The organism is Oculatella sp. LEGE 06141 (genome assembly GCF_015207605.1).
Taxonomy (GTDB): domain Bacteria; phylum Cyanobacteriota; class Cyanobacteriia; order Elainellales; family Elainellaceae; genus Oculatella.
Window position 1 is genome coordinate 1 of the sequence record NZ_JADEWO010000038.1, and the last position, 18,789, is coordinate 18,789.

Sequence of the window (18,789 nt, forward strand, 5' to 3'; positions counted from 1 at the left end):
GGGCTGGGCCTGTTGTTCCTGGCGGAGTGGGGGCTAGGTTGGCTAATGTGGCGTTCAGCAACGGCAACCCCATCTGAGCAGAAGCAACCAGCCGCCAAGTTAACCTCGATTCTACTGTCAACGCTGCTGCTGGGAACGTGGGTCAGTGTCACGGAGGAGCTAATTTTTCGCGGGTTTTTACTCAATCAATTGCAGCCAACCTATCCAGGGTGGGGCGCAGCAGCGATCGCCAGCCTCATTTTTGCCGTGCTTCATTTAGTGTGGGACGGTCGGGACACCATTCCTCAACTCCCTGGGCTATGGCTCATGGGCATGGTGCTGGTAGTCGCTCGCTGGGTTGATAGCGGCAACCTGGGGTTGGCCTGGGGGCTTCATGCTGGATGGGTTTGGGCGATCGCCAGTTTTGACACCACGCAACGGTTCACCTACACAGGCCACGGCAGCGAATGGTTGACCGGGTTAAAGGGCAAACCATTGGCTGGTCTTTTTGGCATCCTTTTTCTACTCATGACCGCAGCCGTTCTCTGGCAGTTTGTGCCATCCCCCCAACCGTAAAGGCTTTATCGATGCAGGGATTTGGCGATCGTTAGCAACGTTACCGGATTGAGAGGCGTATATCGAGTTAAGGTTCCCACTGGCACAGAGCGAGAAAGCTGAACCTGAAGCCATCGATGCTGCCACGCGTCTGCCGCTGTAGATTGCTGTGTCAGCCAGTTCATGACAATCGATAAATGTTCTAAAGTAGCCAGTGCCAGCACAATTACCCCATTTACCGCTAGCCTCGAACCACAAACCTCCAGAAGTTGAGCGAGATGGCCACCGCTGCCACCGATAAAGATGCGATCGGGTGCGGGCAAATCCATTAACGCGGCTGGAGCCGTGCCGTTGATAGCGTTCACATGTTCAACCTGAAACCGCTCCTTATTCTGTTCAATGAGCGCTGTTCCGGCTGCCGTCTGTTCGATCGCATAGAGGCGGGAACTGGGAAACAGCCGCGCGATTTCAATTGAAACGGAGCCAGTTCCGGCACCAATGTCCCAGATGGTTTGGTGAGGCTGTAGTGCCAGCTCTCCTAAAACTAAAATTCGAACTTCGCGTTTGGTCATTAACCCGGGGCGATCGCTAAAACTGAGGAAGCAGCCGTCGGGCAACCCAAACGCTGGTAAATGCGCTAACTCCAGCGGTTGCGCCATATCAGAACGGCATAGCAGCACGACATTTAAGGGATCAAAGGTTCGATTCACCAGATCGGTAGCAACAAAGGGTTGCACCCGCTCTTCTTGACCACCAAGATTTTCACACACCCAGAGCTGGTAGTGGCTGGGTAACTCTAGCGCCAGCAGCAGATGGGCGATCGCAGCGGGCGTGTTTTTACCATCCGTTAGCACCGCAATTTTGGCTGCTCCCTGCTGAAGCGCGCGGGTTAATTCGTCCAGCGATCGCCCATGAGCGCTAATCAGGCGGGCATCTTGCCAGGGCAGCTTAACGCGACTAAATGCCAATTGCACTGCACTGAGATGGGGATGAAAGGTGAGTTGGTCGGGCGGTAATTCTGCTAACAGCAATCGTCCCAGCCCAAAAAAGAGAGGATCGCCAGAGGCCAATACCACGATGCGCGGATCGGCCTCCAGCGCTAAGGTCTGGCGAATCGCCTGCATAGCATGATGGATGTCATTGACAGTGAGACGGACTGCCGGATGGTCTGGAAAATAATTCAAATGACGGACACTGCCCACCAATACTGTTGCCTGCTCAACCATCTGCCGAACCGATGCCGCGAGTCCTGCCGATCCGTCTAGCCCAATTCCAACCACCTGCACCGGAGTCATGTTTACTATGTTGAGGTTTGTAGTTAGCGACTTTACCACGCATCACCCAAAGCACGCCATTTTGGAAATATCACCCCAATAACCAATGATGAACGGAGCCTGATTGCTGCCATCCTGCGGTCAAACTGTTTGATATGGAAATTTGATATGGAAAGTCGATGTAGAGATCTTTGGCACAGAACTGCATAATGGTTGAGCCTCATACCTATGTAGTTAGCGAAGGGGGCTTACCCCCCAGAACACCACAAAAACGCTAACGCTATCTGGAGGACAGGTATGAAATTTCGCAAACTTTCGGGTTCTTTGATCGCTGCAACCACCCTGATCGCATCTACTCTACCCGCCTTTGCAAATCCCTTTGAGGCTCAAGTGGCTCCACTGTTTAGCAGCCCTGGAGTAAGTCCTGCCCAGGTACTATCACCCATCGGCGGTGCTGTGGGAAATGCGGTTGGTGTGGGTAGTCGTCCAACCCAATCTCCAACGGGGGAAGCCGTTGGCAACAGCGAGATCAGCGGCTTGGGCAACCACGAATCCTGGGTTGATACAGGCGTGCTGGCGGAAGACCCCAGAGCCTTATGTAGCGATATTGGTTTAGGCAACAACACGCGCAATACAGCCACGCAACTGGCGCTCTCCGACTCAAGAAGCGATCGCTCTAGCCAATCACGCAGCCACAACGATGGCGGTGGCGGTGGATTTAGCGTCTTTGGCATCGGTGCCAGCGGCAGTGGATCGAGTCAGGGAACGCAGAATGCCAGCCAATCTAGCGATCGCCGGACAAACCGCTCAGAATCTAGCAGCAATGCAACATCCACAGTAGTTGTGGGTCGAAATTGCGACGCTTTTGTGGAAGCAGCAGCCGCTAGAGATATGAATCATGAAGATAATCTCACTGAGCGCTATCGCATCCGTGCAGGCCGCCGAGGTGAACAGGTGGATGGCCTCCTCGCACTCCCTCGTTAGAGGGCAGGTATTCTTTAATACACCAGGCTCCCTTGCCTATAGCAAACTGTAATACATTTGTATAACAGTAAGACACTGCAACACCAAACTTCATAGCCCAAACCTCATGGCAAGGTAACAACTGGCAAGGTAACAACGGCAAGCGGTGTTGCGACACCAGTAGCACTACCATCAATCACCACACTTCAGCAGCGCCAGGGAAACCCCTGGCCGTTGCTTTACCCGGAGAAACCGCTATGTTTAAACACCTGATCTGGCAGGGAGCGATCGCCCTTGGTGCCGCTCTTCATCTTGCAATGACACCGCTTGTCGCGGCTCAAACCGTTTCACCCTCTGAGGCAGACACCAATGCCCCACCTCCACGCTCTACCGTTGTTCCATCCCTGCTGGATTATCCAGGGCCAGGGCAGGTACTGGGCATCCGTTGCCTTCACTCAAGCCGTACCTCACGCGTTGAACGTCTGATCCAGCGTGATCCATCAATGCGCGTGACCCAGGACGACTCATCCACATCAGTCAGCATTGCAGTTCCAGGAGAATGCGATGAAGTTGTGATTCATCTTCACCCCTTCAGACCTACCGAATCCAGACGAATCGTTGATGACCTCTTGTTAGATCATCACTTCCCCGAGCGCAGCCGCCATTCAGATTGGCTGATTCGCGAAGGCTCAGGGTGGTACTGGCTCCTAAACCGCTAAGAAGCCCCAACGATGAAGGTTTGATTCCTCAGGGCTGGAGGTTTGCGATCGCCTGATCGATGAACCGTGAGAACATCTGGCGGTCTGTAGGAGACAACCCTTCCAGGGTGGCATCTCGCACCTGGATGGCAATGGGGAGCAACACACTTCGGAGTTTTTCGCCCTCTTCCGTTAGCCAAATTCGCCAGACACGCCGATCGTGGCGATCGCGCTCTCTGCGAATCAGACTGCGTTCTTCCATGCGGTCTAGTACCCCAGTCAGGGTACCCCCAACCTGTTGCAACTTGTCGCCAATACTGGATGTAGACAGCCCATCCTCCTCCCACAGGCAGCAAAGCACCACCCAATGAAACGGAGTCAAGCCAAACGGATCTAACTTTTCCTGAAACCTGCGCGCTTGCAGTTGGGAAAGAATCTTAATGCGATATCCCAAACCGTAGGGGGCTATCACTTCTCGCCACTGCTCGACAAAGGATGGATTAACGGGTTGATCACCAGTTGCCTGGTCAACGTTCTTAATATCCTGGTCAACCGAATGAGGAAGCATTGATTAAATTGGGATGAATTTACAGTGATGTTCAACGTATTCGTCAGTGTTGCAGTAATTTTACTCACTGTGACACTCGTTTAATAAAAATATGCTAAGTGAAAAAAGGAGAAACCTTAACCTTTAGAGCGCAAACTTAACGGTTTGCCAACAAAGCAGGTCTGCGCTCTACACCAAACCATAAGCCATCTTCACCCACTGCTATAGTCCCAGTTTTTCTAACACTGGACGGGTAGAAACGATGTGGCGATCGAGTCCCAGCTCTTTGGGCTGAACACCCAGTGCCAAGGCCACCAATTGCGATAAGTGCAACACAGGTAACCCCAACTTTTGCCCAATGACCGTTTCAACTTCCGGCTGGCGCGAGTCCAGGTTGAGATGGCACAAGGGACACGGAGTAACCATACAGTCGGCTTCCAGAGCGATCGCCTCTTGAATGTGCCGTCCAGCCATTTGAAAGGATTGCGTTGTTGCATAGCTAGACAGAGGCCAACCGCAGCACTGCGTCCGTCCTCGATAGTAAACAGGTGTTGCACCAATAGCCCGAAACACATTCTCCATCGATTCGGGGCTGTGAGGATCGTCAAACGGGATCTGGTCTTGGGCACGCAGCAGATAGCAGCCATAAAACGCGGCGCACTTTAACCCAGCGAGTTTATGGGTTACTCGTTGCTGCACATTCGCTAAACCATAGTCACCTACCAGTGCCCACAGCAAGTGTTTCACAGTGGTGCTGCCTTTGTAGGGAGAGCAACCTTCCTGCTTCAGAAAACCGTTAACTTCCTCTAAATAGGCAGGATTGTTAGCCTGAGCAGCCTTTAGCCGCTCATCCACATGCCCGATCACGCCCTGACAGGTACTGCAATGGGTCAATAGGGGCAAATCCAACGATTCAGCCAGTGCAATGTTGCGAGCGTTAACCGTATCTTCTAACAACTGCGAATCTTCTTTAAACGTTCCAGACCCACAGCAGGAAGCTTTCTTCAATTCAACCAGCTCAATGCCAAGAGCCTGAGTTAAGGCATTGGTGGATTGGTAAAGTTCTCGACAGGCTCCTTGGGCAACACAACCAGGAAAATAAGCGTATTTAAGCGTCATGGATCACAAAGAATATTGGAAGTGCTACAAGCGGCGTTACTGAATGGACGGATAAATCGTTGAGCGGATCTAACTCGGATCGCCCCCTAAATCGTCCCATTCTGGGGAACTTTGAAGGTTCGCAAGTCCTCTGAAGTGGCGGGTTGTGGGGCGAATTCATACCGTGATTCAGCAACGATCGCGTTCATTCAGCACCAAACGCCATGCTTCTATCATGTCGTGTTTGTAGCAGGCTGTGGCGACTTCGCACATTCACTTAATATCTAGCAAGTTGACTTTCACCAGTATCCGGGGCAGGGTGGGACAACTTACCCGAAACATCCCATTATCCGAATCAATTGGATAAACGTCATCCAATAAACGTCATTTGCTAAAAGGTGGATGGCTGTATTCCACCCACTGCTACCCTCTTCTATCCTGCCTTCGGACTGGATTATGCCAGAGCTGATCTAAATCTGATCGGAAATGCTTCAATGTGAAAAAAGACAAGCGATCGCTGGGGCAACCGATTTGCGAGAATCGAACCATGATACTCTCCCAACTTTTCTATCTGATTCGTTCAAAAACTGACGGACAATACTTAGTCGCTCGCCCCAAAGCAAAAGCGACCTCTGCTGATGCGCCGCCACACGCAGACCCTGGTTTTCTATTGATGTTTAAGGAACACTTTGATGCGCTGAGCTACCTCAACACCCACGGTGCTGATGTGGCCGATCGCTTTGCCGTGGAATCCGTTTCTGGAAGCCAGTTAGGTAAGTTGTTAGACCGTTGGGGCTTTAGCGGCGTGGGCATTGTTCAAGATCCGTTGCTGCCTCAAATTGAGTTTTTGGCTCACCGCTAACGGCAATAACAGGCTGAATTGGGATGCTGTCAAACAAGAGTTGCAGGTTGGTGCAGATGCTGCGGGGCTTATCGGCAGAGATGACTGGTCGATCCGGATGGCGCTGTGGGTCGTGGCTTGCTACAGGCGCAAGCCTCTCCTCTGTGATCATAAAAGTTCACCTTAACCGTAGTTGTACGAGTGGATTGCCACCCCAATTTATCAGAGCTTTATAAACTGAACGGGTTATCTCAGAGCGCTTGAAGAGTATATAAAGATACAAAAAATCAGGAGCATTGCTCTAATCAATCCTTTAATCTGGCTTTAGAACAAAACTGCATCACCGTTACTCAGTACTGTCAGTTCAATTCTAAAAGATAGCGATCCTGCACCTCGTTTGCCAGTGGGGCATCTGCTGAGTTTTAGATTGAAAACGGCAGTTTATTGCGACTGTTTTAGGGCGATATACTCGTCAACACTTTTGACTGAACGTTCTGCAAGCTCTGAAACTATTAGCTACCCTGCCAGATTGAACGAATTTGAATATGACCTGTTTGCCAATCAAAGCAATAGAACTCATTGATTGATAAAACAGCAAAGAAATTCATTATCTCAACCCTTAACCTTTCTTCAACACCCTTTTGTGAATTGGCCTGAGTTGATGCATCTCATTCACCAATTTGCTTATTGTTGTCAGTTCTACAACAAGTAACAGTAAATTCACGAGTAGGTCATGAAAGTACTCCATAAACATACTCCTGACTCTGCGCCAGCCGAGTCTACTCAGTCGTCTGTCCAGATTGCTCCTGCTGCATCCTCAGCTCAGCCAGATGGAATTAACTCCTGGTCGCTGTTACGTTCTTTTACAGCAAGAGCCGCCAAGGATTTGTTAATCAAACCAGGTCATCTTTCCGATCCGGAGACCCATTTAGAGGAGGCTGTGCAGTGGTTGAAGCGGGCACACGATGTTTCTCCAAATGACGGGGTGAGTTGGGGATATTCGCTCAAGGGCGGTTGGCGTCCTTCCTATCGCGAAACCTCTGGCTATATTGCGGTCACCTTTTTTGACTGGCATCAGTATGCCAAGGATGACTCCAGGGAACGGGCGATCGCGATCGCCAACTGGTGTGTGCAAATGCAAAACGCCGACGGTTCCATTTCCGATCCGCGCTATGGGTCGGGGGGCATCGTTTTTGATACGGGTCAGGTGTTGTTGGGGCTGGTTCGCGCCTTCCAGGAAACCAACGATCCCAAATTTTTGCAGGCGGCCAATCGAGCTGGAGACTGGTTGGTGAACGTTGCTGATGCAGAAGGCCGCTGGACCAAAAACACCCACAACGGCATTCCTCACGTGTACAACACGCGAGTCGCCTGGGCACTGTTGCAGCTTCATCAATTGCACCCTACCCCCGATCGAGAGCGGGTTGCCCGCGCCAACTTGGACTGGGCGGTGAGCCAGCAGCAGCATGGGCTATTCGACCAGTGCGCCTTCACGCCTGGGGTAGCTCCCTTTACCCACACGATCGCCTATGCTATTCGCGGCCTGCTGGAGTCGGGTTTGTTGCTTAACGACCAAACCTACCTGAATGCGGCAAACGCAGGGGCGATCGCCATGACCTCCCACGTCCGCGCCGATGGCTTTATCCCAGGGCAAATTGACCTGAACGGCAAACCGCACGGGCGTTATTGTTGCCTCACGGGCAACTGCCAGATGGCCATCATTTGGCTGAAGCTGTTTGCCCAAAATCAGGAGCGCTGGTACTACGAATCGGCGGCTAGCAGCCTGCGGTATGTAATGGCGTGCCAGGACATTCGCACCTCCGATCCCAACATTCGGGGCGGTATCAAAGGCTCACATCCTATTTGGGGAACGTATACACGCCTCTCTTATCCAAACTGGGCTGCCAAGTTCTTTGTTGATGCCTTGCTGCTGCTAGTGAGAACCGAACGATGAGCAGAGTACAAGTCTTACACGGCAACTTTGACCACGTTACCACCGCCGAAACCGTTGATTGGGCTACGGATCTGATCGAATCAAACCGACGTGGCTACCTTTGTACAGTGAATGTAGCCATCCTGATGATGATGGCCTCCGATCCAAAGCTGCGATCGTTTGTTGAAAATGCAGCCCTCACGGTTGCAGACGGACAACCCGTTGTCTGGGCATCCCACTGGCTCTCTCAAGGACTGCCCGAACGCGTTACGGGAATTGATTTGATTGATGCGTTAGCCAGCCGCGCCGCCCAAAAGCAGTTTGGTGTCTATTTATTAGGAGCGAATCAAGACGTGATTCGGGCAACGGCAGAGGCGATGCAGGCAAAATATCCCAGTCTGCGGATTTGCGGATTTGATGACGGTTATTTTAATGAAGCGATCGCCCCGCAACGGGTCGAAGCTATTCGCCGCAGCGGAGCCAATATTCTGCTGGTAGGGATGGGCGTTCCCCGCCAGGAAAACTTTATTGCCGACCATTGGGCAAACCTGGGCGTTAACTTGGCGATCGGGGTTGGCGGCAGCTTTGAAGTGATTTCTGGACGCAAACAGCGGGCTCCCTACTGGATGCAAGAGGTGGGGTTTGAGTGGCTATATCGGCTGATGCAAGAACCGCGTCGTCTGGGAAAACGCTACTTAACCACGAATTCGCAGTTTGCGGTTCAGGTGTTGATAGAAATGCTTCGCATAGCGGTTAGCAAAACCATCAGACGAGAATCCGTTAAAGCGTCGTCTTAGTCGGGCATTAACCCACCTTGCCTGAGGCTCTCCGTTAGTAGTAGAAGGGCGATCGCTACCCGCCTTAAAATCGATGCAGTGGGATGGTTTTGGGAGGTCTCCCTCCTGCAAGCCATCCCTTTTCTCATTCGGTGTTGCAGCGTTATCCGCTTGAAGAATTAAAGGTGCATGGTGAGGATCGTTCCATGATCGCCTAATCTGGAAAATGTTCATTTCTGCAAGCACTGCAACCCATGACAAAGCACTACCGCATTACGCTATTACCCGGTGATGGAATTGGCCCCGAAATTACGTCGGTGGCCGTAGCAGTGCTGAAGCGAGTGGGGCAGATGCTAAACCTCCAGTTTGAGTTTCAGGACGCTCTGATTGGTGGAGCCGCGATCGATGCCACGGGCAACCCGCTCCCTGCCGAAACCCTGGATACGTGCCGTAACAGTGATGCTGTATTGCTAGCAGCGATCGGCGGTTACAAATGGGATTCGTTGCCTAACAACAGTCGCCCGGAACGAGGATTGCTGGGGCTACGGGCTGGCTTAGGTCTTTTCGCTAATTTGCGTCCTGCCAAAATTTTGCCGCAACTGATTGATGCCTCCTCGCTGAAGCGAGAGATTGTGGATGGGGTAGACATCATGGTCGTGCGAGAACTCACGGGCGGCATTTATTTTGGTCAGCCGAAGGGAATTTTTGCCACCGAAACAGGCGAAAAGCGGGGCGTTAATACGATGGCCTATACCGACAGCGAAATCGATCGCATTGGCCGAGTCGCCTTTGATATTGCCCGCAAGCGGCAGAGCAGGCTGTGCTCCGTCGATAAGGCAAATGTGCTGGAGGTGTCGCAACTGTGGCGCGATCGCATCACACAACTAGCCAGCGACTATCCTGATGTTGAAGTATCGCATCTGTATGTTGATAATGCCGCCATGCAGCTCGTACGCGCCCCCAGGCAGTTCGACACGATCGTCACCGGGAATCTATTCGGTGACATCCTCTCAGATGCGGCAGCGATGCTCACCGGCAGTATCGGGATGTTGCCGTCTGCCAGCCTCGGTGAGGCCAATCCTGGCGTGTATGAACCCGTTCACGGTTCTGCACCCGACATTGCCGGACAAGACAAGGCCAACCCGATCGCCCAGGTACTCAGCGGAGCAATGATGCTCCGCTATGGCTTAAACGAACCCGAAGCGGCTGACCGCATTGAAAAAGCTGTTTTAACCGTGTTGGATCAGGGGTTACGAACGGGGGATATCATGTCCCCTGGAATGCAACTGGTGGGTTGTCAGGCAATGGGAGAAGCGCTGCTTAAGGCACTAGAAGCTTGATGGAGTTGGGTTCAAAGAATTTAGCCAGGGGATCGGTGATTGCTGAATCCTATTTTTAGAACTCAGCCACCATCGTATTTTCTCCCCTTGCCGTAGGGATACAGATGGAATAGAGTCTAGCTAGTTAAGAGAGGGTAGACGGGTGGTGTATACATCCCAACAAGGCACTGCATACAACGACATCACCAGACCGGGCTTTGATCCAAGAGCCGCTGGTGAATTTGGTTCGTTTGAATTTTCAGCCCTATTAGACCCATCGATTTTGCAAGGGGCACGGCAGATTTATCGCACTTATTATGAGGTGCATCCTGAGCAAGTGCAAAAACCGATAGGAGTAGCGATCGATCGCTTTTCCTATCGGGGCAAACTCATCTTTGGGAGCAAACCCGTTTTGTTGCCGCAAGAATGTTTTGTTCCGCTCAACCAAATTGAGGCGGAGCTTTATTAGCGAGTAGATAAAGCAGATGGATCTGCTGTATTCAGGGTTGGCAAGCCTCTTTGTCTTCATGTTTGGGATCTGTATCGGCAGCTTCCTGAATGTGGTGATCTACCGAATTCCAGCCGGGTTATCGCTTCTGTTTCCGCCGTCCCGCTGTCCCAAGTGCTTGCATCGCTTATCGAAGCATGACAACGTCCCCGTGTTCGGCTGGCTGTGGCTGCGGGGGCGTTGTCGCTATTGTAAGACTCCCATTCCAGTTCGGTATCCCATCATTGAAGCCACAACAGGGATGCTGTTTTTGCTGGTGTTTTGGTCATTCAATCTGCCGTTACCGGCGATCGGGTTTTGGGCATTTCTAAGCTGGCTGTTGGCGCTTTCGCTGATTGACCTGGATACAATGACGTTGCCCAACTCGCTAACGAAATCTGGCCTGGCGGCAGGTTTGGTGTTTCAAGCCGCGCTCGGTTGGACGGAAACCTCCAGCGTTTCAGGTGTCGCCAATCGGCTGATGGTCGGCATTTTGGGAGCGGTGATTGGCGTATGGCTGTTTGACCTGATCACACTATTGGGGTCGATCGCCTTTGGGCAAACGGCAATGGGCGGCGGCGATGCCAAACTTGCAGGGATGATTGGCGCGTGGCTCGGCTGGAAATATTTATTGTTAACCGGATTTTTGGCCTGTGCAATCGGGGCATTTGCAGGCGGTGGGGCAATGGCGATCGGTCTGCTTGACCGACGACAGCCGATGCCGTTTGGTCCCTTCCTGGCAATCGGTGCTGCGTTGGCAGTCTTCTTTGGAGATGCCATTATTTCTACCTACGTCCACACCTTCTTTCCCACCCTTTAAAGCGCTCATAGAGCATCGAGGCTCAGCGATTGCCAAACCTCGATCCACTTTGCATGATCTCTAATTATTAGCTCGCTTCAGAACAAAACTTTCTTAGCGTGCGCCACCGGGCATTTGCTGTCTGGTGGGGCCATCCATTCCAACTTCTGGAGAAGGTCTTACAAAAGCAAAGTAACCGGCAAGGAAGGCCGTCCCGGCATGGAGCCAGATGTCGTGACCAAAAATGGGAATTAACCCCATTGATGTCCCCAGGACGGGAAGGAAGCCCATAGCCGCCAACAGGCTATAGAACAGCATGAGACCTACTGCATAGTACCAGGCATTTCTGGGAGTTCTAGATGAAATAATTCCCAAAGCGCCAACGGTTAAATGCACAATGTTGTGGAAGATATTGATGGGAAACAGCCCCATTAAATAGCCGTACCCGGTATCAACGACCAGGCTGTTGGGTTCCATTGGTGCTGGTGTTACCAATCCAGGAACAAATCCACTGATGCCGATCGCCACAAAAACGATGCCAATAATTAAGGCAAAATTGCGAGTTGCCACGTCAAATCTCCTTTTTTCCTAATGGTTGAATACTTGAGTACTTTGGTTCATCCAAAGTTAAGGGGCGTGATAACGTGTTGCTTTAAGCGTTTAGCTCCAAGCTCTGTTTGTGTCTATTCAAATTCAATTCAACTGAATTTGAAAAATTGTGAAATGCACCCAGAGAAGGACTTAAAGCATTGTGAGGGGGGACGTTAAAATACAGTCGGGAGAGAAAATTTGCGGCTCATCCAACGTGGACGTGAGAGTGATTCTGCTGCTCCATTAGATGCAGCCCGGCAGAAAGCATAATTAATGTGTCGGTCGATCGGTTGGAGCGATCGCGCTTCCCCAACAGACGGTATTTTAAGAACAGTTACATCTGGACATCAAAACGCAACGTTACACATGACTCTGGCAGATTCTCTAAAGCATAAAAAAGCGAAGGCGCTTAAACCGGGTAGCCGCCGTCCGGCAAAGGAATTGTGTAGTGAATGTGGACTATGTGATACCTATTACGTCCACTACGTAAAAGAAGCGTGTGCCTTTCTAAATCAGCAGGTTGCAGAACTGGAAGCCGCTGTTCACGGGCGATCGCGCAATTTAGAGGATCAAAACGATTGGTATTTTGGTGTGCGTCAGCAAATGATGGCGGCTCGCAAGCATGAACCGATCGAAGGAGCGCAGTGGACAGGTATTGTCAGTTCGATCGCCATTGAAATGCTGAATCGTGGTTTGGTGGAAGGGGTTGTCTGTGTCCAAAATACGAAGGACGATCGCTTTCAGCCGATGCCTGTGATTGCTCGCACAGCCGATGAAGTACTGGCGGCACGGGTGAACAAGCCTACGCTTTCGCCCAATCTCTCGGTGCTAGAGCAGATTGAACAGTCGGGCATGAAACGGCTGCTAGTGATTGGCGTCGGTTGCCAAATTCAGGCACTCCGAGCCGTTGAGAAAGAGCTAGGCTTAGAAAAGCTTTATGTATTGGGAACGCCCTGTGTCGATAATGTGACCCGCGAGGGCTTACAAACGTTTTTAGATACAACCAGTCGATCGCCCGACACGGTGGTTCACTACGAATTCATGCAAGATTTTCGGGTTCATTTCAAGCACGAAGATGGCTCCACTGAAACGGTACCTTTCTTTGGCTTGAAGACGAACAAGCTTAAAGACGTGTTTGCGCCATCGTGCATGAGCTGTTTCGACTATGTCAACTCGCTGGCAGATTTGGTGGTGGGCTACATGGGCGCACCCTTTGGCTGGCAGTGGATTGTGGTGCGGAACGATCGCGGCCAGGAGTTGCTGGATGTGGTGCAGGATCAGATTGAGACACAGCCTGTGATGTCGCAGGGCGATCGCAAAAAAGCCGTGCAGCAAAGTATTCCAGCCTACGACAAAGGGGTGACGTTGCCCATGTGGGCGGCAACGTTGATGGGCGTTGTAATTGAAAAAATCGGTCCCAAAGGGCTGGAATATGCTCGCTTTTCAATAGATTCTCACTTCACGCGCAATTATCTGTACGTGAAGCGGAATTATCCCGAAAAGCTGGAGGCGCATGTGCCAGAGTATGCCAAGCAGATTGTAGGGCAGTATCAGTTACCCGACTAATCCTGCATTATTGGGGAGGCATATTCTGGCGATAGTTGGCATCGAGCCAGCAGCGGGGCAATTCTTCGCCAGAGGGAAACTTTAAGTCGTTTTTGCCAAAGGATTCGGGCGGCTGTTCGTTTTGGCCGCCTTGAGCTTGGCCGCTGATGGTGTCTTTGCTGGGGTCAATCAGATCTTTGACCTCTAGGATTTCAATCAGGTCGCCAGAGGCTTTTTCTTGAAGCAACATATATTCTTATCTACTTGAAGTGCATTTAGGTCTAACACCTTGCACAATAGCGATCTCTATAGTATTCAACGTCTATCGCCAGAACGACTCTCAACATTTCTCTGTCGGAAGGGATGAGGGGCGATCGCCCAGCTTAAGGAGCGATCGATCCGCTTAGCCCATCTTTCATCCTTGCCTTTACCCCTGCACGACAGCCTGCGTTGACCGCCAACTCCATCTAACAACGTCATTGTTATTAGTCCGGCAGTTCTGGTTGTGGAGAAAGCCTGGTTGTCGATCGTTATGCGCCTTTTTCAGTCTCATGCTTCAGTGGATGCCCAGTTCTTCCACAGACATATAATGTTCCACTAATGCAATTAAGGCTTGAATGACCGACTCTTTGTCATTTGCATTCACTGCAACAACCCGAAACGGCATACTTTGGTCGTCATATCCCATCGCCAATGCCACATCTTCAACCGACCAAGCCCCTTCGCAATCAGTGTGGGTTACACCCAGTAGCATGGGAATTTTGACCCGTTGATTGATAAACGCCATCGTTTGTCGGGCGGCACGAAAATCTTCAGGACGGTGAGCCGCCACCAACAGAATTAAGGCATTGGCTTTTATAGCCAACAACTCCCACATAAAGTCAAACCTGGTTTGCCCTGGCGTGCCGTATAGGTGCAGCCTCATGTCTGAGCCAAAGGTGAACCTGCCAAAATCCATAGCCACAGTTGTACTTTTTTTCATGGATGCTGTGGCATCGGTTGGCTTGCGATCGGTATCGACAACTTCTATTTCACTGACGGTACGAATGAACGTACTTTTTCCTGCACCCACTGTTCCTGTAATGACGAGCCGCATCAACTCCATCAAACTTTACTCCTTAAAAATCCTAGTAAATTCTTTAGGAAGAAACGGGACACTGGCTGTTGTTCAGGTGCTTCCATTGAGAAGTTGTCTACCGAGTTCTCTACCGAGTTCTCTACCGAGTCAATTTTAGCGACGGTGGAACTGACCAGAACTTCTTTTACTAAGCCAATAGTGACTAATCGAAACGCGGCCTGCTGCACGGCCTCAAACGAGAATGCAGAACGGTTAGCGATCTCGCGAATGGAGATTGTGGCGGATGCCAGATCCCAAATTTCTCGCTCTATGATGTCTAACTGAAGGGTTAATTTTGGACTGAGCTTTACCAGAGCTGAATCTAGCTTGGGCAACCCTTCTAACAAAGGCTCCCAATCTTTTAAGACGCGCAATCCTAACAGAATGACTTCAGGAATGGAGATGCTAAGCCCGGTCATTTCCGCTTTGGAAGGCACAACCGTGGGATCAAACTGAAAGCGTCCATCTCTAAACTTGAACAGCGCGCAGACTCGCTGTAGCACCTGGGCATGAAATAACAATTTGAGTTGCTCGGCTTGCAACACGCCCTGGGACTGGAGATACATGCCAAGAGGTCGGTCAAGGGCGTGCTGTTTGTTCAATTCTGATGCAGTGCTGGCCTCTATCCAATTGCGCTTCACTAGCATAGAAATGAGTTCGGTGTGGTCAAGACGATGGGCAGCAGCAACAATGCGACCCTGGCGAAACCAAACATAATGCAGTTGTTCGAGCTGGTTGTCTGGTGCAGTCTGAATGGTTAATAAGCCTGTTTTGCGACCTCGGTCTATAATTTGCAAGATTTCTGCAAGGGAGATGACAGCCAGACGGCCAGTGATGGCCATACGATAATCCTCAACTGAAACAGGGTTAAATGTAATGGGTTATCCAGAAGATGCTCCGTATCATCTTCTGGACAACAGGTCTTTTAGTTCAAGGTGCTCTTGAGTTCTGCAATGAGGCGCTTGATCTCAAGCATCATCAGTCCTTGCTTCACGGAGGAAGACGCCAGGACTAGCAGCACTGCATCTTCACTGAAACCCATGAGTACTGCATATCCCTGATTACCTTCCACGAATAGGCGATCGATTGTACCGCGTGCCAATTCCTGACAAATTCGTTCGCCCAACGACAGCATTGCGGCAGACATTGCCGCAACTCTTTCTTCGTCCATGCTAGAGGGCAAGCTGGTTGCCAGCGTTAAACCGTCTAAAGAAACGAGGGCTGCACCTTGAATATCAGCGGTTTGGCTGACAAAGCTCTGCAAAATTAACTCAAGACTCATGAGGTTAATTGCCATGACTAACTCCTGCGATTAGTAATTTTTGTAGTTGGAATGATAGAAGCGCACCGAGAATTAAATTTGTTTGATTTCAGGCGAACGGTTTAAACTCAAAAACGTTTTGGGAAGCCCCTTGCAACACAGAGTCGGTGTGTTTACCCTGAAACCGTTTGCCCACAACCTCTTCGAGTGCTCCCCAGACGGCACCCAGGGTAAACAGGCACTTGCGGTCAGAGCCTTGAGGTTCACCCGAAGTGCAAATATCTTCGGTAACGTAAACCTTGAAACCGTCGTCTGTTTGTTCAATGTTGTGGATCAGGCAAAGGCGAGTGCCCTGTTCTCCTAAGGCGGCTTGTAGCTTAGCAGTGACTTCTTCTAAGGACTCTGAGGTCTTGGATAGACCCAGGGATTGAACCAAACTTTTGCCACGTTTGCGACCTGCAGCGGTGAGGGCGATCGCAGTTGCCTTAGCGCCCAAGGCATCTTCCATACCGAGAATTATGGCTTTGGTGCAGACGATGCTGCTGTAGTCATCTAACTTTGGTCGAAGTGCAGACATGATAAACGTCTCGAAAGAAATTCAGTCCCTCGACGATAACACCGCACATAACTGCATCCAGGGGAATGAATACTTAATATTTGGAGACAATAACTTGCCGCCTACGTATTTGCCGAATCAATCTGCGTGTATTTGAATACCTGAAAGATGAGCTGACTTACTACGCAAACGTCCTAAAGGCGCTAAACGAAGAGACTAGACACATAGAGGTCGGCTGCAACACAAGCAACACAAGCAACACACATAAAACGTTACTATTCGTAATGATAAATATTTGATACTCGATCAAGCTGTTGTATGCACGCAAGTTGATCGCCAACAGGCGGTTGCAATACCGCAACCCAAGGCACCTTATTCTCTCACCGTCAGCATTCTCTCGTCGATCTCTGCCCATATTTGGGGCGACACCCGCATTGCGGCCTCTTTGCACCGCACCATCAACTCGTTGGCATAAAAGTAGTTGTTTAGAGCCGTTATTTCATCTTCAGACAGCTTCGCCACATCTGGATCGAGATCAAGTGCATTAAACCAGAGTTGCAGAAGGCGATCGACAAACGCTCGACGTACTTCAACAGGTTGATCATCAGTTGGGACTTCTGATTTAAGGGCTTCTAGTTGAGCAATCAGTGCTGAAAAGTCAACGGATTTAAAGATTTTTAGTTTTGCAAATTCGCGGGCGAGGTCGAGGGCGCGGTCGAGGGCGCGGTCGAGGGCGAGGAAAATAGCCGCTACTTGTTTGGCAGCAGGTTTATAATCTCCATCTGAATCAGCCGTTGCTGCATCTGACCATTTCAGTAAGGTGCGTAGTTTAGGAGTGTTGATGTACGTTTGTGTCTGCTGTTCCGTTAGCAACAACAGGTCGTCGGCTCCTTTGCGTCCCGGCATTAGCCCTGCTACTAGCAAAAACACTTCTCGCCATCGTTCATCTATCAAATAGTTAGCAACTAACGGTTGAATCTGCTGATTATCGACGATGTATTGTGCCGTTAAATACTCTTGCAGCGTCAGATGAGAGAACGAGTAGATGTCCTCTGCCCGTTCCACTAAAATGCCTTGCTGAATCGCAATGGCGCTCAACACGGCCTCACCATCCAGATGAGTCGGCGCATTGAGATTGCTGGCAAGAAATCGCTTAATCTGCCCTACCAGTTCTCGTTGGGGAAAGAAAAGCTGGTCTTGCTCAAAGCCATCGTGGGCAATTTCTGAGAGTAATACTTCCTCTAGCTCGGTATTCAAACCCTGGTAAATTGCGTCCCGCAGAATCCGTTTTTCGGCTGCCCATTCTTCCAGCAAAATTCGTAAGGCTTTGCGATACAGCACACTGCGATTTTCGGGAAAGGTTTGGGAGCGATCGTACGTTAAACAGAGAAACGTTAGCAACAGAGGCGTGTGTGCCAGCTCTTTTGCCGCTTCATTCTCTCGCTTCTGCAAGATTTCCCAACAGTTCTGAGCGGTGCCAATAGCCTTGTCTTCCTCGGATTGAAACCAGTTGTTGATGAAGTGTTCAATCTGTTCATCATCAAAATCGGCCATTGCCACATCGGTAAACCGATGAAAGTTGTGGCGATAGGCCGCAGTGCGGCATGAGGCGATAAAGCGGTTTTTGTCGTATTGGTCTACAACGTTCTGAATTTGGGTGATGGTGGTGTTGAGGCGATCGCTCGGCACCTCATCCAACCCATCCAGCAACACCAGCAGTTTGCCTTCCTTTAAGAGTCGCTGAGTCGATTCTTCGGGATAAGGATAGCCACAGTAACGGAACTCTTTGATAATTTCTTGCTCAATGTCGAGCGTACCCGCATCAAAACTCTTGAGTTCCAGAAAAATGGGCAGACATTCATGCCTGTACTTTCCCTGTTTGCCCTTCAAGGCTTCAAGCCCCATGCGCCGCAGAAAGGTTGACTTTCCGGCTCCGGGTTCACCCAGTACCATCAACCGTTTGGTACTATTTGCCACGTCAATTCCCCAGAGCTTTTCGCACTTCTGCGATCGAAACCGAATACGTCCGTCTTGGCGAAACGATTTTTCTAACGCTTCAGGAGAAACAAAGTTGAGGATGTCCTGGTTTTGGAGAAACCTGACGGCGGTGTAGATAGATTCCAGTGCCACAGGTTCTCGCATTCCCAGCACTTTTAGCGAGCCGTGGCGATTGTTGTACCGTTGAGCGTATTCCCGCGACGCTCCTTGAAGTTGATGACGAAGCTGGTTCAGGTCAAAATCATATCGTCCCAGCAGTTTGCCGCCTGTATCCACAATGGTTTTGGTGATTAAACCCGTCAGGCCAGCGGTTGCAGCAGCAATCAGGTCAAGTCCGGTCATGGTAGCAGGAAGTTTGGGGGTTATGCCAAGGATAGGCGATCGATCGCAAGCGTCCCAATTTAAAGAATCTATGACCCAGTAGATTCCGTGGAACTAACCAGACGGTTAAG

20 protein-coding genes are annotated in these 18,789 nt (G+C 50.7%); 10 read left to right on the forward strand and 10 right to left on the reverse strand.

Annotated elements, in window-relative coordinates; translation table 11 throughout:
* Positions 1-555: CPBP family intramembrane glutamic endopeptidase (locus IQ268_RS21765; protein ID WP_193883666.1), on the forward strand; the 555-nt coding region annotated here is incomplete at its 5' end.
* 5 nt (positions 556-560) lie between these two features.
* Here the strand turns inward: IQ268_RS21765 and cbiE are convergent.
* Positions 561-1,829 (reverse strand): precorrin-6y C5,15-methyltransferase (decarboxylating) subunit CbiE, encoded by a 1,269-nt coding sequence (gene cbiE / locus IQ268_RS21770; protein ID WP_193883668.1) that lies wholly within the window; start codon positions 1,827-1,829, stop codon positions 561-563.
* A gap of 276 nt (positions 1,830-2,105) precedes the next feature.
* Between cbiE and IQ268_RS21775 the strand changes: the two genes are divergently transcribed.
* Both IQ268_RS21775 and IQ268_RS21780 read left to right on the forward strand, forming a co-directional pair.
* Entirely contained in the window at positions 2,106-2,792 is a 687-nt protein-coding gene (locus IQ268_RS21775; RefSeq protein WP_193883670.1) for a hypothetical protein, read from the forward strand.
* A gap of 236 nt (positions 2,793-3,028) precedes the next feature.
* Positions 3,029-3,490 (forward strand): hypothetical protein, encoded by a 462-nt coding sequence (locus IQ268_RS21780; protein WP_193883672.1) that lies wholly within the window; start codon positions 3,029-3,031, stop codon positions 3,488-3,490.
* Between the two features lie 28 nt (positions 3,491-3,518).
* Here the strand turns inward: IQ268_RS21780 and IQ268_RS21785 are convergent, their stop codons facing one another.
* Together IQ268_RS21785 and IQ268_RS21790 are read right to left on the reverse strand one after the other, a co-directional pair.
* Positions 3,519-4,037: a MarR family winged helix-turn-helix transcriptional regulator gene (locus tag IQ268_RS21785; RefSeq protein WP_193883674.1), complete on the reverse strand. Its 519-nt coding sequence runs from the start codon at positions 4,035-4,037 to the stop codon at positions 3,519-3,521.
* Positions 4,038-4,238: 201 nt separating this feature from the next.
* Positions 4,239-5,135, reverse strand: coding sequence for a CoB--CoM heterodisulfide reductase iron-sulfur subunit B family protein (locus tag IQ268_RS21790; protein ID WP_228035614.1), 897 nt, complete (start codon positions 5,133-5,135; stop codon positions 4,239-4,241).
* A gap of 529 nt (positions 5,136-5,664) precedes the next feature.
* Between IQ268_RS21790 and IQ268_RS21795 the strand changes: the two genes are divergently transcribed.
* From IQ268_RS21795 to IQ268_RS21820, 6 genes are all read left to right on the forward strand, one after another.
* The gene (locus tag IQ268_RS21795) at positions 5,665-5,976 is read left to right on the forward strand and encodes a hypothetical protein (protein ID WP_193883783.1); all 312 of its coding nucleotides are present in this window, start codon (positions 5,665-5,667) and stop codon (positions 5,974-5,976) included.
* A gap of 712 nt (positions 5,977-6,688) precedes the next feature.
* A complete protein-coding gene (locus IQ268_RS21800; protein ID WP_228035615.1) occupies positions 6,689-7,909 on the forward strand; it encodes a hypothetical protein in 1,221 nt (406 codons plus the stop codon).
* A complete protein-coding gene (locus tag IQ268_RS21805) occupies positions 7,906-8,685 on the forward strand; it encodes a WecB/TagA/CpsF family glycosyltransferase (RefSeq protein WP_193883676.1) in 780 nt (259 codons plus the stop codon). The genes IQ268_RS21800 and IQ268_RS21805 overlap by 4 nt, the downstream gene beginning before the upstream one ends.
* A 233-nt stretch (positions 8,686-8,918) precedes the next feature.
* Complete coding sequence (leuB, locus tag IQ268_RS21810) at positions 8,919-10,004, forward strand: 3-isopropylmalate dehydrogenase (RefSeq protein WP_193883678.1); 1,086 nt, start codon at positions 8,919-8,921, stop codon at positions 10,002-10,004.
* A gap of 181 nt (positions 10,005-10,185) precedes the next feature.
* Positions 10,186-10,452, forward strand: a complete 267-nt coding sequence (locus IQ268_RS21815) for a hypothetical protein (protein ID WP_193883787.1) — start codon at positions 10,186-10,188, stop codon at positions 10,450-10,452.
* A 16-nt stretch (positions 10,453-10,468) separates the two neighbouring features.
* A complete protein-coding gene (locus IQ268_RS21820) occupies positions 10,469-11,290 on the forward strand; it encodes an A24 family peptidase (protein WP_193883680.1) in 822 nt (273 codons plus the stop codon).
* A gap of 93 nt (positions 11,291-11,383) precedes the next feature.
* Here the strand turns inward: IQ268_RS21820 and IQ268_RS21825 are convergent, their stop codons facing one another.
* A complete protein-coding gene (locus IQ268_RS21825; protein ID WP_193883682.1) occupies positions 11,384-11,839 on the reverse strand; it encodes a DUF4383 domain-containing protein in 456 nt (151 codons plus the stop codon).
* Positions 11,840-12,226: 387 nt separating this feature from the next.
* Here IQ268_RS21825 and IQ268_RS21830 point away from each other — a divergent pair, with 387 nt between their 5' ends.
* The gene (locus IQ268_RS21830) at positions 12,227-13,426 is read left to right on the forward strand and encodes a Coenzyme F420 hydrogenase/dehydrogenase, beta subunit C-terminal domain (protein ID WP_193883789.1); all 1,200 of its coding nucleotides are present in this window, start codon (positions 12,227-12,229) and stop codon (positions 13,424-13,426) included.
* 7 nt (positions 13,427-13,433) lie between these two features.
* Here IQ268_RS21830 and IQ268_RS21835 read toward each other — a convergent pair whose 3' ends face one another.
* The 6 genes from IQ268_RS21835 to IQ268_RS21860 all read right to left on the reverse strand — a co-directional run bounded on the left by IQ268_RS21835 (position 13,434) and on the right by IQ268_RS21860 (position 18,679).
* Positions 13,434-13,655: an acetyltransferase gene (locus IQ268_RS21835; protein WP_193883684.1), complete on the reverse strand. Its 222-nt coding sequence runs from the start codon at positions 13,653-13,655 to the stop codon at positions 13,434-13,436.
* A 306-nt stretch (positions 13,656-13,961) separates the two neighbouring features.
* Positions 13,962-14,510: an ATP/GTP-binding protein gene (locus tag IQ268_RS21840; protein WP_193883686.1), complete on the reverse strand. Its 549-nt coding sequence runs from the start codon at positions 14,508-14,510 to the stop codon at positions 13,962-13,964.
* Positions 14,510-15,364: a DUF4388 domain-containing protein gene (locus IQ268_RS21845; RefSeq protein WP_193883688.1), complete on the reverse strand. Its 855-nt coding sequence runs from the start codon at positions 15,362-15,364 to the stop codon at positions 14,510-14,512. Before IQ268_RS21845 ends, IQ268_RS21840 begins: the two co-directional genes overlap by 1 nt.
* Before the next feature lie 83 nt (positions 15,365-15,447).
* Positions 15,448-15,819 carry a roadblock/LC7 domain-containing protein gene (locus IQ268_RS21850; RefSeq protein ID WP_193883689.1) on the reverse strand — a complete coding sequence of 124 codons (372 nt, stop codon included), beginning with the start codon at positions 15,817-15,819 and terminating at the stop codon, positions 15,448-15,450.
* Between the two features lie 73 nt (positions 15,820-15,892).
* On the reverse strand, positions 15,893-16,360 hold the full coding sequence (locus tag IQ268_RS21855; RefSeq protein ID WP_193883691.1) for a hydrocarbon-binding protein: 468 nt from the start codon (positions 16,358-16,360) through the stop codon (positions 15,893-15,895).
* Between the two features lie 351 nt (positions 16,361-16,711).
* Complete coding sequence (locus tag IQ268_RS21860; protein WP_193883693.1) at positions 16,712-18,679, reverse strand: NACHT domain-containing NTPase; 1,968 nt, start codon at positions 18,677-18,679, stop codon at positions 16,712-16,714.
* Between the last annotated feature and the right edge of the window lie 110 nt (positions 18,680-18,789).